We start from the raw sequence: 15,293 nt of genomic DNA, 5'->3' as shown, positions 1-15,293 counted from the left end.
AGCGATTTCTGGGAATTCTTCTCGGCCTGACCGTTGCAATGCCAGCCGTTGCTCAGGTCGATGCCGCCAAGGCTACGTCCATCGCGAGTAAGAACATGTGCTTCTCGTGTCACGCCGCCGACCACAAGATTGTGGGGCCTGCTTATCGCGAGGTTGCCGAGAAATACAAAGGGGATTCTGGCGCGATGGCCAAGCTGATGAAGAAGGTCAAGCAAGGTGGGTCCGGCGTGTGGGGGCCCATGGCCATGCCGCCGAATCCTGGCATCAGTGATGCCGACCTGAAGGTTGTTCTGACGTGGATTCTTGCAGGTGCGCCACAGCAGTAGCGCGCCCGGTATTTCTGATTACCCCTTGGTGACGCGGTTGCCTTCACTGTCGACGACGACTTCGCCGTCTTCCTTGGTGAAGGCGCCTTTTTGCGGCGTCGGCAGGATGTCCAGAACAACCTCGGACGGGCGGCACAGTCGCACACCGAGTTCCGTCACAACGATAGGCCGATTGATGAGGATGGGGTGCTCCATCATTGCATCTAAAAGCTGGTCGTCCGTTACGCCGTGCTCACCGAGGCCCAGTTCTGCGAAGGGCGTGCCTTTCTCGCGGACCACCTCGCGCACGGAAAGACCCGACCGCTCAATGAGGTCGACGAGCTGGTCGCGTGTCGGCGGATTCTTGAGGTATTCAATGACTTCCGGCTCGATGCCAGCGTTCTGAATCATGGCCAGCGTGTTGCGCGACGTCCCGCAATCCGGGTTGTGATAAATCGTGACCTTCATGAGCTACTCCGTTCTTGAATTGAAGCAAGGTATTCAGCAATCTGATTGGCCGTGTCCCGGGCACCGCGCATCACGCCGATGAGCGTAGCTGAGGCGAAGCCTGTCCATTCGCCATAGCCAACGAGCCATAGCCTGGGTTCGCGAATAGCGTGAGTACCTTCAGTCGCTACACGTCCATCGTTTTCGAGCACGCCTAATTCGTCCAAATGGTCGAGCGCCGGTCGGAAGCCAGTGCACCAGATGACGGTATCCACAGGTGAGTGGGAGCCGTCCGCCCAGACCACGCCATCAGATACGAAGCGGGAGAACGGGCGAACCGAATGAAGGACGCCTCTGGACCTGGCCTCCTTCACGCTCTTCACCATCACTACGTCACCGAGGCCGCCCGTGAGTGCAGGTGCTGGCCTGCCTTCGCTTTGAGCCTTCCACTTTTCGGTGGCGCGCTCGAACAGCACTCGTCCATCGACCTCGTCTGGCAGGAAGAGCGGCTCGTCCACCGTAACCCAGGTCGCGTTACAAACTTGCGACACCTCAGCGAGTATTTGGGCTCCCGAATTGCCGCCACCGACGACAAGTACGTTCTTGCCATGCAGGTTGCTGGCATTACGGTAATTGGCGGAGTGAAGTTGTTCACCTTCGAACAGCTCTTGCCCGGGATAGGTCGGGATGTAAGGCTTCTTCCATGTGCCGGTGGCGCTAATCACCGTTTGCGCCAACCAGTGACCGTCATTGGTCTCGACGAGCAAGCCCGTGTCGGCCTGCGTCACGGACGTCACGTGAACAGGACGTCGAATCGGAATCTGGTACCGGTGTTCGTAATCGGTCAGGTAGCGGATGACTTCGTCACGCGACGGATATTCACTCTCGCTACGTGGCATCGGCCAGCCGGGGAGCGAGCTCCATTGCGCAGGCGAGAACAGTCGCAACGAATCCCACGCCTGCTGCCATGCGCCACCGGGAGACGGCTGCTCGTCCAACAGAACGAAGTTCAAGCCGGCCCGGCGCAGGAAGTAGGCTGTCGCCAGCGCTGACTGGCCGCCTCCAATTACGCAGACGTCGGTCGAAAGGGTTTGTTGCATCGTTAGCGTGGCAAAGTCCGAGGTTGACCCAATAATTCCATAATACCGGAAATATGGGTTCGTCGACTGAATGACCTATTGCAACTACTACGGATTGACGCCCCTGAACTGTTCTCGAGCCAGTGGTTTGGGCCTGAGGCGACGGGCCGGTTATCGAGGAGCAAGGTATCATCGACTGTGAAAAGTTTCAAAAGTGATGAAACTTCGTGATACCAGACGTCTCGATGCTCTGACCGAAGATGTTGGTGGATGCTCCTAGGGTCAACTGCGCGCCGGCGGCATACTGCCCCTCTACCCTCTGCACCGCCCCAACGGTTTGGTCGTGCCCTTTGATACCGTGCGCCCATCTCGACCACTTCTTCAATCGAGCATCACTTACTGGCGTTGCCGTGAGTGGAATTCGCAACGGCATGCGCCTTGTTACGCTCGGCCCTGCACTCCTCGAGCGCCCTCGACAACATTTCAATCTCCGACCGCATGCTTGACGCGCGCCGAAGCAACTCAGCAACACGATACCAATACTCGTAGCCTAGGTCGCCATCTGCGAGCGCGAGCTCGTGCAACTTCCTCAGTGCTATGTCCAAATCGATTTGGTTTTCTGGCGCTGTCATTGCGGTTCTCCTTTCGGATGTGGCCGGCGTGCTCCCGGAAGTGACGACGAGTTGAGAGTCTCCGCGGACAATCTAACGCTCTTCCCGAAACAGCCTGAACCCGCCCAGCTTGCCGCGCATCGAATCCGCACAGAACGACGAAACTGCCCGGCACGCGTAACCGCTGAGCGCTCACTTACGCTTCCAAATTGCGGGAAGCACCTCGCGTAACCAATCCCTATCGTGGTTGTAGAGCCACTGAAAGCCATTTCCGGGTAGCCTGCGAATCGCCTTTATGGGCAGGTCTGGGTACGTGCGCAGAACTTCCGTTAGTCTCCGGCGATAGTGTTCTCGCTGTCGCCTCTCATACGCGTCCGCCCATTGACGCTTTAACGCTTGCCGGGTCGAAAGATAGTCTTTGATGAAGGCCGGACGAACGCACAGAGCATTGGAAATATGTGCACGACTCTGCCCATCAGATAACAGCTTACAAAGCTCGCGCTCCCGCGCAGTTCCAACAATTCTCGGCCGACGAAAACGCCCCTCCACACCAAGTTTGTCCAAGGTCCGCGTTGCCTGGGTTACAGGAATTCCCATGCTTTGAGCCACAACGCTCGCCGACTGCCCTTCGTCTACCATGCGACGAAGTACATCCTGCCCGTCACGGAGCTTAGCGAGTACGGCAGCCTCTCCCCCATCTGCCAGCAAGCTTGAGGCACTGGCATGCGCTTCGGCAAACTCATCAAAGCTATCGAACAGGCAGCTCATCAGCATGAGATGCTTTACCGGGTGCCGATGCCCTGCAAATCGTCGAACCAAGAGAGGAAGGAACCCTTCTGAAGTGCCAGAGATGTCACCAGTGAACTCGGTCCCGAGCAGGCCAAGCGCCTCGCCAAAGTGGTTCACAAAAGTTTCGCGGAGCCGCCGCATGCGCAAGCTTCCATCGAGGGCAACCCAGCCGCGAGCCTTGGCACCTAAGAGATAGACAACACGCAAATGGGCATCGGTATATCGGGACTCACGCTGAGCTCGAAAATGAAGCCCCCACACCCCAAGCTTCTCAAGAGCGCGAAACGCCGGTGAGTGCTGCGGTGCCAACATGTAGGGGCGGGCGAGATGCGGGTCAGGGAGGTAAAAATCGTCGGTAACGCCCCTCGACTGGATTGTGTCCTGCAACATCAACCAGACCCGATGGACGCTGCACACGAATGTCGATGGCAACTGCTGTGACGTCAACCAGCACGCAGTGCCCCTCCCTTCCCGCTGCGTTTCAGCACAGTAAGGACAGAACTTCAACGCGTTAAGGGCAAGGATGCCGGCACGCGGAATTCCCAACGTCCGCATTGCCCTCGAACCTTGGCTGCCAAGCAGGCGCTCACGAACTGCCAAGTCAGCGCGCTCAGACAGGAACGGCGCATGAATGCCGTAGATGGTTCGCTCAACAAGTAGCTCGCTTGCCGCCCCCCCATCCTGGATGTGCTGATAGAAGCGCTCTAATCGCGACGGGAAATCATGTCTGAGGCAAGCCGTTGGATGACCGCTCAGCAGACGACTGAAGCCTCGTGCGCTTAGCCCACCATGAAGTCGATATAACCGGGCACACCAGCTGTAAACCGTCTCATCGGCGTAAGCCGGCACACACGGACCGCACTGAAAAAGGGCTTCTTCCATACCGTTCTAGGCGGCCGGACGACAACCCAAGACTACGTCCAGCTCCATCTCGGCCCATTGGGCAACATTTTCCTTGCCATGTTTTGTGAGGAAGTCCGATTTCTCCATTGCGATTCGCGGGAGGATTAAGCTCTCCCACTCGTCTATATCAAACATCAATGCCAACGCCAATGGCTCAGCGACATAAGGCACCGCGTATGCGGCACAAACCACGTCATCAATAGGAAGAAATCGTTTCCCAAACTCTTTTCGCTTTTTGGCATTTGGGAAAATTTTCTCTAGCCAGTCATGCGGAAAGCGCTCAAACGCAACGTCACTGAGGTACCGCCCTGGCGCATCGTCCAGCGCAGTAACAAGGCCCATTTCTGCTGCTCGACACCGGAACATTGGGCTGAGCTTTGGCCGCAAAAGGCCATATAGGTAGCCACCACCAAGTGCCTTAAGGAGAAAACTAGCCGCGCCACTGTAGCTCCGAATGGCGTCCCAGCCCGCGCCCCCTTGCGGGCTCCACTCTCTTGTGCTTCGTATATTTTTGGCTGCCGGCAATACACGCGATGGACACTGTTCGGCCACCGCCGATAAGGCGGTGCCATGTTCAAAGCATATGCACACGCCAGTCAATTGATGAGCACGGCGCCAGAATGGTGCCCCCAGCTCCTGCCGATGCTGGTTCACGCACTCGACACAGAAGCGCGCTGGTCGCGATGCCGTACCGGGCCTCGGCTCACCCAAAGAACTTCCGGACCACAACGCAAACGGCAGCGCATGCTCAAGCAGGAACGAATGGAGGGTCATGCCGAGCAATTTGGCAAGCGGCACATGATACCTACTCGAAAACTTCCCGCACTGTAAAACTAGACCTCCCAATCCAGGCCTTGGACGAACATCAAGAAGGTTAAGTGAGCAAATGCGACCAAGATACCCCAGCGCATACTCATCAATGGCTATCGTTGGCAAAATAAACAAATCCCCTCCCGACCATCAATCTGGCAAATCACCCAAACGCATTAACTCACCACAAACCCAGAACCCCTATAAAACTATCACACCGATATTAAATTTCAACCACCGTTTTAAAAAATCAATTCAATGGTATACGGTCAAACAGTTAAGTTAACAATCATCGAATACCGTTAAATACGCAATTTCGCAAGGAAATTTTATGTGGAAATAAATTTAATTGTGATGCAAAATAAATGCGATTTTATTTTTTAATTTACATCGATTATCAAACTCAGGCGTGCAGAAATAATCACGAGCCATATGCAATGCATCAGACTGCGGTCGCAGAGCGAGCCGTCAATGCACGCAGTGGGTAGCAATTGGGGAATCGTCCCCCTCTCGAACACGCGGGTTCAAGGGAAGCGGAGATAAATGGAGGATTGAGATGTAGAAACGAAAAACCGGAATCACCTTACGGCTCATCCGGCTTCGCCTGCGAAATGCAGAAGACTATTACGTGGCAGTTTTAGTCTCCTCCACTCGCCTGGGCGTGTCAAGCTGTTTTCGCGATTTTCTCGAACTACTCGGACAGGAGAATCGCAGCTTACCGCTATGGAGGAAAATAAATGGCTCTCGCGAACATTATTTCCCTCAAGCGGCCTTTATAACGGACGCCCTGATGGGAACATCTATCGCATTAACATCCCTCCGCCTGAAACAGATTCTTAAACGTCAGAAGGACCCAGGCTGGGACGCCAGCTACGTGCCGTCCACGTTGGCCGTTCGCGGTGAGGCGCCGTCGATTTCTCACGCGCACATCATAAATTGCGCGAAACTGGCCAACAGAGACCTGCACCTCCTCTCCAACTCTGAGCTGGCCGCTACACTTTTAGGCCTTTACCACCCACGCACGGTTGGACTGCAAGAGCAGCGAATGCTCTCCCCAGCTCCGAAAGCTCACCCTCTCGCCAACTTCCCCGGTTGCATTGCTGGCGGATTACCGCCACTTCGAGGGATGGTGGCAGTAGCCGAACGGCTGAACTGCCTGAAGGTGCTCCCGCGCATCTGGGTGGACGACGTCAATTGCGAGACGGGAAAGCGCGAAATTATCTTTCCTCATATCGGCGACCTGCTATGGGCGATACGAGCCCCAACTGGACAACTGTATTGCGTCAATTGGTCAGTGAAAGACAGCGAAGAAGCATTCAAACGACCGTTTGACTACAAGCGAATATCCCGCTCGAAGCTTCTGTTCCCCGCGGAGATTCAGACACGCCATGAACTTGAGCGCGTCTACTACGCAGACGCTGGTATCAGGACGGTGCACGTTGCCGGGAGCGAAATCGACAAGCACGTCACGTCAAACTTGCGGCTGCTTTTCTTACGTCACAAGCGAAGCGTGAGTCTGTCGGCGCTTGAGCAATCGGACCTTATCGCCCGCTTTCGAACGTGCCTGGATACCGGCCTTCCGCCGTTGCACGTAATCGCTCGCGTTGCAGGCGACGGCCTCTCCGTCGAAGACTGCTGCAACGTCTTTTACCAGAGCATCTGGCGTCGGACCTTACGGGTCGACCTCTTCCACCCAGTGCTGATTGACAGGCCCCTTCGCCGCGAGAACGAAGATGTCCTTGCCCGTTATGCAGGTTGGTTCGAGGAGAAGCCATGTTAATCGGAGCGCAAGTCACCGCCCCGGATGGTTTTGGTCCGCTCGCCCGCGGCGTCACGTACCATTTTGTCGTCAACGCCGGCCCTACCATCCTGCTGGCTCAATTTGATTCATATGGCAAGAATACGCGTCAACCAACGGCGAGTCTGTTACGCCTTCCTCGAGACATCTTTGAAGACGGACTCGACCGGAACGCTATATCGGTAAGTCGAAGTGACGCTGCCGATTTACCGCCATGGCTGGAGGAACTGAAGGGCAAGAACATCATGGCAATCGATGCGCGCCGACCGAGCGGCAGGCGCTCCTACCTTGAGTATGTCCAGTCGAGGCTCATGCATCTCGCACGAGCTCTGGATAACCTGGACGCTATCTTTGCCGAGCCGGACATTGACTACGCAATCAACCAATTTGCAAACGACGCATCGCCCCCACAAAACAGGGGGAGATTTCGATTCTGGTTGCTTGTCTACCTCTGCTTTGGCCGAAACATGTGGGCTTTACTACCGCCTTTTCATCGGCTGGGGCGACAGGCAGGGAAGTATTCGGACGTCAAGCTAGGCGCCCCTTCGAAAGCCAATGGGAAATTTCATGGTTATGCAATGACACCCCATATGGTCGAGTTGTGCGTGAAAGGGTATCTCAAATATGGCGCTGCCGGGGTGACCATGAAAGTCATCTACACGCAGACGATGAAGTTCATATTCGGCTGCAAGACCAGGCGAGACCAGGACGGGTGCTTCCAGTACTACCAACCTAACGGTGAGCCCTTTCCCAGTTCACGCCAGTTTCGGTACTGGGTGACGAAAGAGCTTTCATTGGAAACCGTCCAGAGAACCCGTTTCGGTTCTGCGCGACACAGACGCAGCCTCCGTGCATCAAATGGCCGATACTCCGAGGAAGTCTCCAACGTTCTCGAAATAACCGAGTTCGACGGATACTTTACAAGCGAGCTACCCAAAGGCTACATCGAGGGTAGGCCACTTCCGCCACTATGCGTGGTTGTTGCCCGAGACAATCTGTGTGGGGTTATGGCAGGCATAGGGTTCTCGTTTGCCGAACGTGCGTCCGCCTACCGTATGGCGCTCTTCAGCATGGCGGTTCCTAAATCGTACTTCTGCGAACTCTTCGGCATCGAGCTGAAAGATGACTATTGGATATGCGAGGGCCTCCCGCCACACCTGAAACTTGACCGAGGCCCAGGGTCCACCCCAACGCTAGTCCGAGACGACAACGTGAAGCCAGTGATTCGGGACATGGTTCCGTCGTGGAGCGGGCAATCCAAAGCCACGGTGGAGTCGTCCCATCCCAGGGATGTGAAACTTGAGGGCCGGCCCAGCTACGTTCTGAGTGGTCTCACACCGGTCGAACTGGCAAAACGGGAGATTCTTCGGCTGATGGGCTACAACCATCAGACGGATATGTCCGCGCGGATGGAGATTGACCCCGACTTGGCCCACACGCTACCAACGCCTCACGAGCTATACAAACATTACTCCGCAAGGCTGCGCAACTCTGGTTTGCCTGTCAGCATCGCTGAAGCAGTGCGTTCGTTTCTCACCCCAATCCCCGTATTTGCGAAGAAAGACGGCGTCTACCTTGACGACCGGCGATTCGACTGCGCGGAACTTCGAGATACTGGCCTGCTCGACAAAATCGCACGAAACTCCCTTGGCAGCGTGGAATTACAAGGCTATATGCTCGACCTTTGCGTCAGGCATATCTGGGTTGAAGTTGACAGCACCATCATCAGGCTCGATGCCAAGTTGAAGATTCGCGACGACGAGAGCCTGCTTTTTGTATCAATTGAAGAACTGAAGCAATGGCGGGAAGCCCGTGCACGGGTGAACGCCAAGTTCGAAGAACATCGAAGTGCCGCGGCCGCAGAAATGATGGAGAGCTTCGAGGAAAGTACAGGAGAAAAATGGACCGTTGGCCAGCGAAAGTCGGGACCGGCAAAGAAGGATAGGCAGGAGACAAAAGAGGCCAACAGACACGTGTCAGGGAGAAAGTCTGCATGAAGAGCGACTCCCAAAATCCGTGGGTCGAGCGCTTCTCTCCTCTATTGAATCGAGAAACGATTGCGGAAAAGGCAGCGCTGAGGCCCGCGCCGATTCTTGACCTCAGAACAATGACTCCGGACCAAGCCGGCATCGAAGTCGAGGCAGCATTCGGTCGAATTTACTACCCGAGCGCACAATGCGTGGACATTCTCTACAAATGGATAACGCACGCGCAAGAACATTGCAAAGCGGTATATCGCGACCCAATGGCGCACTTGCAAGGTGTCTATCGACCGGAGCCGCCGTTGCCGGATTGCAGCGTGCCAATCTGCCTGACCGGGCCGGCGGGAGTCGGGAAATCAGCGACAGTTGCAGCCTTTCGCCGAGTCATGCCTGATATGGGCACAGTCTCCGCTGCCGACGGAACTTTGTTCCCTCTGGAAAGCCACCGTGCGGTAACGGTCGGCAACTGCAGTACAACGCGTGACCTTCTGATAATGCTCACGGGTCACCAAGGAGCAGGCACTGCCAAAATGCTGTCCCGACTGCTTCGAAAACAGGCGTTTCGCGATGGCGTGTCGTTCCTTTGCTTGGACGAATTTCAGTTCGTCTCACAATCCAATTCAGCAAACGCTCGGGTAACCGAGATGTTGCTGTCCGTCTACTATGCAGGGCTGCCCTGGGTATACATCGCTAACTTCAGTCTTCTGCATAAGCTTCGCGCCCGCAACCAGGAGGACGTTCACCGCCTACTGTCTAAGACCATTCACCTTTTTCCTGAAGCCCATGACAGCGCCGACTGGACTACTCTATTGGAATGGCTGCAAGGGGTCGCTCCAGACGTATTCGTTTTCGACCCCGAGAAAGACGCTAGGTCGATACACAACATGACCGGTGGAGCAATTCGAGCGACAACGTATTTGCTGCAAGTAGCGTGTGCCAATGCGGTTCGAGCTCGGTCAGACGTCGACCTTTTCGCGCTCGAACGAGCCTACTCCTCGAGAGATTATGCGGTCTTCCGTAACGACATCGAAACCTCAATGTCCATCCACAGCGGAAGCGGGAGCAAACGCAAGGACTTAGCCTCGCCGCTACAGTCATCGACAGTCGTCGATGCCGAAATGCAGTTCCAACAGATGCGCCAACGAGTGGCTGATGAAAAGGCACTTCTGGCCTCGCTTACCGCAAAGGAGCGTGACGCGCATAGGCAACTGCAGCATGAGCAACGTACCCAGAAACCATCAGCGAAGGTGAAGACAATCAAACCGGCCAAGAATACATCCGATAAGCCCAAGACCAACGCCCTTCTCGATAACTACGACTGGTTTGTCGATAACCTTTGACCTGTACATCGACCGTGCCCATGACGAGCACTCGTCTATTCAAACGCGACCTCGCTCACGCGCACGAGTTAACTATGGGCCCATGTACTTTTCCGAGTACAAACATCGCGGACAACCTCAAACGCAAAAATCCAAGCGCTCCCGCCTAGTAGTCCTGCCACTGAAAGCGGAATTTCTCTGCGCTAACCCATTGATTTGTAACGGCCGGACAACTTTATGCGCAAAATTCCACTTTGCAAGCCCGATACGTTGGAGTTCGGACAGGTTCTTGTCAATTCTGGCCGCGAACAAAAACAACAAAAAAATCAATAATTTACGAACCCTGGCGCGGACAACTTCAATTGTTCGTTTTCACCCGGCCGCGCGATATCGAGGTCGTCGCTGCGCGTGCGGCGGCGCCTCGATCGCACCCGACGCGTCGGCAAGCGCAAATACCGCCACGCCACGCATGCCGAGCGAGAACGGCGGTTGCGCGAGCCGCAGCGCAAGCGCCGTCCAGAAAGCGCTGAAGACACCGAGCGCCAGTGCCGGCCCCCGCAAGCCGCGAACCGGGGCAATGGCAGATCGGACGCGCAAACGCGCATGAAATTCGCTGGCGCAGCATACGGAACCCCACATGTCAGACCTCGATATTCCGTCATGACGTCGTCGCCATCGAAACCATCATGAGGGCCGAACGATGCCCGGCAAGGCGCGTTGCCCGGGTCCGGGATGCCCTATGTCACGCCGGGCGTCGAGCTCGATGTACACCACGCCGTCCCGCGTTCGGGCGAGCCCTGCCGGATCGGTCGAGGTCGCCGCCGCGGCCCCGTCGTCGTCTTCCCGGCGCGCGGCGGCCATCAAGCGTTCCGGCAGCGCCGAGCTCCAGTGCTGATAGGACAGCAGCAGACGATACGAAGCACGTAACGGCGTGGTGCTCACACTCTCCCAGGCGCAGCCCGTCCACCGGCGACCCCACGCACTTTCCGCCGGGCTCGCACTGAGCGCCTCCCGATCGCCGTCCCGATACCTGTGGCAACGCACGCCGAATGCCTCGCAAGCCAGCGCGATCCGGCTCGCGCTCAATGTTTCGCACGAAGCTAGCAAGTGCTCGCGCAAGGCTTCATGCGCGGCAATCGTCGCGAGCAGCGCCGTGTCGCAATGTGTGGCCAGGCTTGCGACCCGATCGGCACGCACCATGGTTGACACGCGCATGTCCTCGGGAACCTGCGCCAGCCGCGTGCAAAGCGATTGCCACCGCCGTGTGAGCCCCTGCGCGTCGATTGTGAACGCCTCGGTGCGCGCCCATGTCCCGAGCAGGCTGGTCACCGCACGGCAGGAATCGAGCATGAGGCCGGCCACCCGCAGTATGCCGCGATAGCCGTCGTTCGCGGCAGAGGTCGCCGAGAACCACGATGGTATCCAGAGACCCAACCGGGCAGGCGGCACCGCGGTATTGGCTACGGTGAAGAGTGTTGCCACGTCGCGCGCGCGGGTGAGCGTGCCAAGCGTGTCCCGCCAGGATGATCGCAACGCCGCCGACGGCGGGCGCGACGCAGAGTGCCGCGGCGTCGGCGACACGAGACAGGCTTCGAGCAGCCGGCACCCCGCTTCCATGCGCTTGAGCACTTCGTCGACCGCATGGTGGCGAATCAATGTGGGCGACCCGAGCGATTGCGTGACAGCGCCCTTGGCACCCTCGAACGCCAGGAGTGTCCAGTCGGCCCACGGTACGCCGAACGGCGTGTTCGCCACCGCCGCCCCCACCACCGCATCGGGCGGCCCGTCCGTGCGATGAAAGCACGCGGCGAGGATCGCCAGCATCGACAGATTGCCCGCCAACGACAGCGCGTCACGTGCCGCGCGAAAGCGCCATCCCCGGTCTCCGGTGGATGCGAGGCCCTCCAGCCACCGGTTCACATCACGGCACATCGCATCGATGCCGCCCCGCCCGATCGCATCCGCACTTTCGTGAGTGGGCACAAACATCGCCTCGACCTGCGCCAAATTGCGCGCCACTCGTGCGTCGCGTTGGTGAGCGAGCGCAAACTCCGGGCGATAGAACTGCTGGCACGCGCCGGTCGTCGCCCAAAGGCCCGCCCAGGCAGCGCTGAACGCGCGTGCCAGCGCCGGATCGAGCCCCGGCGAAGACGCCGATGCGCGGCGTTCGGCGTGACACGCCGCGCCGTTGCCGATGTCGATGCGCCCATTCGTCACCCCCGTCACGCCGTCGCCAGGGCCGCCTCGCTGTGCGCGATGCTGTACTGAGGCCTCATGCCGGCCCGCCGGTGCGACACCCGTCCAGCCCGATGTCGTTGCGTACTGCTGATACTCCATGGCCCCCCCCATCTCGTCGTCACCGGCGCACCGGCAAATCGCCGACTATAGGCAGGCGGCATCGAACACGCGGCGCCTCGTCGAGCGGCAACGCGGGCATTGCCCGACACGCCGCGCCGATGACGCGCGTCGCAACGCCGAGCGCGCACCCCAGCGAGCACACACTTACGCAGATTGCGCAACAGCATGCCGGCCTGCCCCTCGCCAAGTGCCAATGCGTCGCGGTAGACTTTCGGGCACCTGACGTTCGCGATCGTCCAACGCGTACCGAGCTCCTGATCCGTCCTTATGTCGACAGCCTCCACACCCGCTTCCTCTCCCGCCTCCACGGATCCCACCGCACCGGCCGCGCCCCTGCTGCCACTCGTGGCCCTCATGCCCGAAGACATTCCGCTGGGCGAAGCACTGCCCTGGGCCATTGTCGATCGCAACGGCGAGCCTTTGCTGGCGAAGGGCGACATCGTCCCGACACCGGCCGGACGTGATTGGCTCTTCACCTCCTTCGCGCCGCATCGCGTGGCGAATCTCGGGACGGACGACATGACGGACGGCGACGCCGCGTCGCCCCCGCGAGTGCTCACTGACAACACGCCAGCGCCGCAGTACGGACTCAACGACCTCAATCTGCGCCCCGGCGACTGGCTACAGATCCAGTTGCCGCCGGGCGTCGGGTCACAGCGGGTGCGTACGCGCGTGATCGGTCATGCACCCAATCACATGCTCTTCGTGACCACGCCGACGGGACGCGCCGCCCCCCCTACCCTCCAACCGAGCGAGCGGCTCGAACTATGGACGTTCTCGGGCGAGGACATCTTTCACTTCGTCTGCACGGTGGAACGTGTCGAGCGCGCACCTTTCGATTACGTGGTGCTCTCGGCGCCCGCACAGATTCGCCGCAAGGTATTGCGGCGCTCGCAGCGCGTGCCCGCCAGACTGATTGTCTCGGTGCAATCGGCGGCCGCAGGCGAGGCGCACCAGTTGGCGTTGTTGCAGGATGTCAGCGCCGAAGGCGTGTCGCTGCTGGCCAACGAACCGCTGGGCACCCCCGGCGACACGTTGCAGCTCGCGTTTCGCGTACGCGTGGGCGACATCGACATGCCGATCGCTGCCACAGGCACGATTCGGGGCGTGCAGCAAGGCGACGACGGTCATCTGCACGGCATCGAACTACCCATGCTGGAGCCGGCGCATTACGTGGCGCTCAAATGCTATGTGTACGAACGCCTGCTCGCGCTCGGGGGGGCGTGATGGCAAAGCCGAAGTCGGCAGACGCCGAACGACCCCGCACGCTCGCCAGCCAGACGCTCTTTCGAGGACTCGACATCGTCGAGGCGGTCGCCGCCGGCATCGACACCGTGCCGGCGCTCTCCGCGCATACCGGCATCACGCCGTCGACCACGCATCGCATCGCCTCGGCGCTCGTGCACGCAGGGTATCTGCGCTTCGAGCCACGCCGTGGTTATCGGCTCGGCAACAAGCTCATCGAACTGGGTTTTCTCGCGTATCGACAGATCGATTTGCCGCGCCTGGCCCGGCCGGCACTGGAACGCCTTGCCAGCGACACACAGGACACGGTGCATCTGGCCGTCGCGGACGGTTGGGAGGTGATGTACCTGGACAAGCTGCCAGGACAGCGCGCGGTGGAAATCAGCTCGCGTATCGGCGGACGCAAGCCGATCTGCGTCACGGGCGTGGGCAAGGCACTGCTGATCGACAAGACGGAAGAGGATTGGCGAGCCCAGCTCGATCACTATCGGACACTGTCGCCGTCGCATCCGATCGAGACCGCGACATGGCTCGCGCGCATGCACGATTACGCGCGCCTGGGCTACGCCTTCGACCTCGAAGACGACACGCCGCAGATTCGCTGCGTGGCCGCACCGGTCTATGACGCGAGTCAGCGAATCGTGGCCGCCATCAGCGTATCGAGCACGACGAAATACATGAGCCGCGAGCGCATGCAGGAGCTCGTGCCGCGCGTGAAGGACGCCGCCGCGCAGATCAGCCGTCAGCTCGGCTGGTCCGGCGACGCGCGCTGACAGGCCTCGCTTCGGGACACATGCCGGATCGGCGCAGCGATCCCCACGTACCCGGGACGAACGGCGCAAACCGTGGCGTCCGGTATCCCCTCACCGCCGGTTCCGCCGGAACCCGGCATCACTCCGGCGCGCGGAGCAACCGGCCGAGCGCAGGTGGCATGCCCGCATTGGGCTTGGACGGCGGACGCTGAAAGCTCCCCTGCATCGCCGCCCCGGGTTGCAGCGCAACCAGCGACTCACAATGCCGCACGGCGCTAGATACGCCATCGACGACCGGCACCGGAATTCGGTTACGCAACGTGCGGGCCAATCCAGCCAGCGGCGCGCCTGCAACCACGATCACATCGGCGCCGTCTTCGTCGACCGCTTGCCGGCTGAGCGCAATGAGTCGTTCGGCGTGATCCTCCTGAACCGTCGCAATGTCCCGCAACGGCGATGTCAGACTGCGAATGCTCGCCAGCCGCGAAGCGAGTCCGTTCGCTTCCACGCATTCCCGATACCACGCCTGAATGCGATGCGAGATGGCGATGATCGAGAAGCGCGCCCCCAGCAGACAGGCGCTCGCCAGCGCGGCCTCGGTCATGCCGATGACGGGCACGTCGAACAGTTCCTTGAGCCCGCCCAGTCCCGGGTCGCCGAACGCCGCCACGACCAGCCCGTCGAACGTGCCGGCGTGTTCCGCTGCCGCGCACGCCGTGGCGTAGCCCCCGACCAGCGCTTCGAACCGCGTTTCGATGTAGGCGACGCCGAACGCCGCCGTGGCGAACGACAGCGCCGTGTCGGGCGACGCCGCACGGCGTGCTTCCGCTTCGATGAGTGCCGTCACACTGGTGGAGATGTTGGGATTTACCACAAGTAGGCGCATAACCGCTCC

The 15,293-nt window shown here is 59.3% G+C and carries 12 protein-coding genes and 1 pseudogene; 6 read left to right on the top strand and 7 right to left on the bottom strand.

Annotated elements, in window-relative coordinates:
* Nucleotides 1–38: 38 nt before the first annotated feature.
* Nucleotides 39–326, top strand: coding sequence for a c-type cytochrome (locus W930_RS0104890; RefSeq protein ID WP_152552654.1), 288 nt, complete (start codon nt 39–41; stop codon nt 324–326).
* Nucleotides 327–344: 18 nt separating this feature from the next.
* Here the strand turns inward: W930_RS0104890 and arsC are convergent, their stop codons facing one another.
* The 4 genes from arsC to W930_RS29475 form a co-directional block, all read right to left on the bottom strand.
* Entirely contained in the window at nt 345–773 is a 429-nt protein-coding gene (gene arsC / locus W930_RS0104885; RefSeq protein ID WP_028730823.1) for an arsenate reductase (glutaredoxin), read from the bottom strand.
* Nucleotides 770–1,852, bottom strand: coding sequence for an ArsO family NAD(P)H-dependent flavin-containing monooxygenase (locus W930_RS0104880; protein WP_028730822.1), 1,083 nt, complete (start codon nt 1,850–1,852; stop codon nt 770–772). The genes arsC and W930_RS0104880 overlap by 4 nt, the downstream gene beginning before the upstream one ends.
* A gap of 782 nt (nt 1,853–2,634) precedes the next feature.
* Nucleotides 2,635–4,113, bottom strand: a complete 1,479-nt coding sequence (locus W930_RS0104865; RefSeq protein ID WP_081814393.1) for a TnsD family Tn7-like transposition protein — start codon at nt 4,111–4,113, stop codon at nt 2,635–2,637.
* 6 nt (nt 4,114–4,119) lie between these two features.
* A complete protein-coding gene (locus tag W930_RS29475) occupies nt 4,120–4,980 on the bottom strand; it encodes a TniQ family protein (RefSeq protein WP_255343975.1) in 861 nt (286 codons plus the stop codon).
* A gap of 592 nt (nt 4,981–5,572) precedes the next feature.
* Here W930_RS29475 and W930_RS30030 point away from each other — a divergent pair.
* Genes W930_RS30030 through W930_RS30025 form a run of 3 tightly spaced genes read left to right on the top strand, consistent with a single transcriptional unit; the run spans nt 5,573 to nt 10,064 of the window.
* Complete coding sequence (locus W930_RS30030) at nt 5,573–6,724, top strand: hypothetical protein (protein ID WP_145929437.1); 1,152 nt, start codon at nt 5,573–5,575, stop codon at nt 6,722–6,724.
* Complete coding sequence (locus W930_RS0104845; RefSeq protein WP_028730820.1) at nt 6,718–8,739, top strand: hypothetical protein; 2,022 nt, start codon at nt 6,718–6,720, stop codon at nt 8,737–8,739. The genes W930_RS30030 and W930_RS0104845 overlap by 7 nt, the downstream gene beginning before the upstream one ends.
* Nucleotides 8,736–10,064 carry an ATP-binding protein gene (locus W930_RS30025; protein ID WP_152552653.1) on the top strand — a complete coding sequence of 443 codons (1,329 nt, stop codon included), beginning with the start codon at nt 8,736–8,738 and terminating at the stop codon, nt 10,062–10,064. Before W930_RS0104845 ends, W930_RS30025 begins: the two co-directional genes overlap by 4 nt.
* 393 nt (nt 10,065–10,457) lie before the next feature.
* Here W930_RS30025 and W930_RS30020 read toward each other — a convergent pair.
* Both W930_RS30020 and W930_RS0104830 read right to left on the bottom strand, forming a co-directional pair.
* A pseudogene (locus W930_RS30020) lies at nt 10,458–10,592 on the bottom strand (MFS transporter); the annotation flags it as partial.
* A gap of 135 nt (nt 10,593–10,727) precedes the next feature.
* Entirely contained in the window at nt 10,728–12,380 is a 1,653-nt protein-coding gene (locus W930_RS0104830) for a hypothetical protein (RefSeq protein ID WP_023596979.1), read from the bottom strand.
* A 375-nt stretch (nt 12,381–12,755) separates the two neighbouring features.
* Here W930_RS0104830 and W930_RS0104825 point away from each other — a divergent pair, with 375 nt between their 5' ends.
* Nucleotides 12,756–13,628 carry a flagellar brake protein gene (locus tag W930_RS0104825; protein WP_023873550.1) on the top strand — a complete coding sequence of 291 codons (873 nt, stop codon included), beginning with the start codon at nt 12,756–12,758 and terminating at the stop codon, nt 13,626–13,628.
* The gene (locus tag W930_RS0104820; RefSeq protein WP_023873549.1) at nt 13,628–14,419 is read left to right on the top strand and encodes an IclR family transcriptional regulator; all 792 of its coding nucleotides are present in this window, start codon (nt 13,628–13,630) and stop codon (nt 14,417–14,419) included. Before W930_RS0104825 ends, W930_RS0104820 begins: the two co-directional genes overlap by 1 nt.
* A 118-nt stretch (nt 14,420–14,537) precedes the next feature.
* Here the strand turns inward: W930_RS0104820 and W930_RS0104815 are convergent, their stop codons facing one another.
* The gene (locus tag W930_RS0104815) at nt 14,538–15,284 is read right to left on the bottom strand and encodes an aspartate/glutamate racemase family protein (protein WP_023873548.1); all 747 of its coding nucleotides are present in this window, start codon (nt 15,282–15,284) and stop codon (nt 14,538–14,540) included.
* Nucleotides 15,285–15,293 lie beyond the last annotated feature (9 nt).

The organism is Pandoraea sp. E26, from assembly GCF_000681415.1.
Lineage (GTDB): Bacteria > Pseudomonadota > Gammaproteobacteria > Burkholderiales > Burkholderiaceae > Pandoraea > Pandoraea pnomenusa.
The sequence above is the reverse complement of the archived record's forward strand: the minus strand, read 5'-3'. Positions and strand labels throughout refer to the sequence as shown.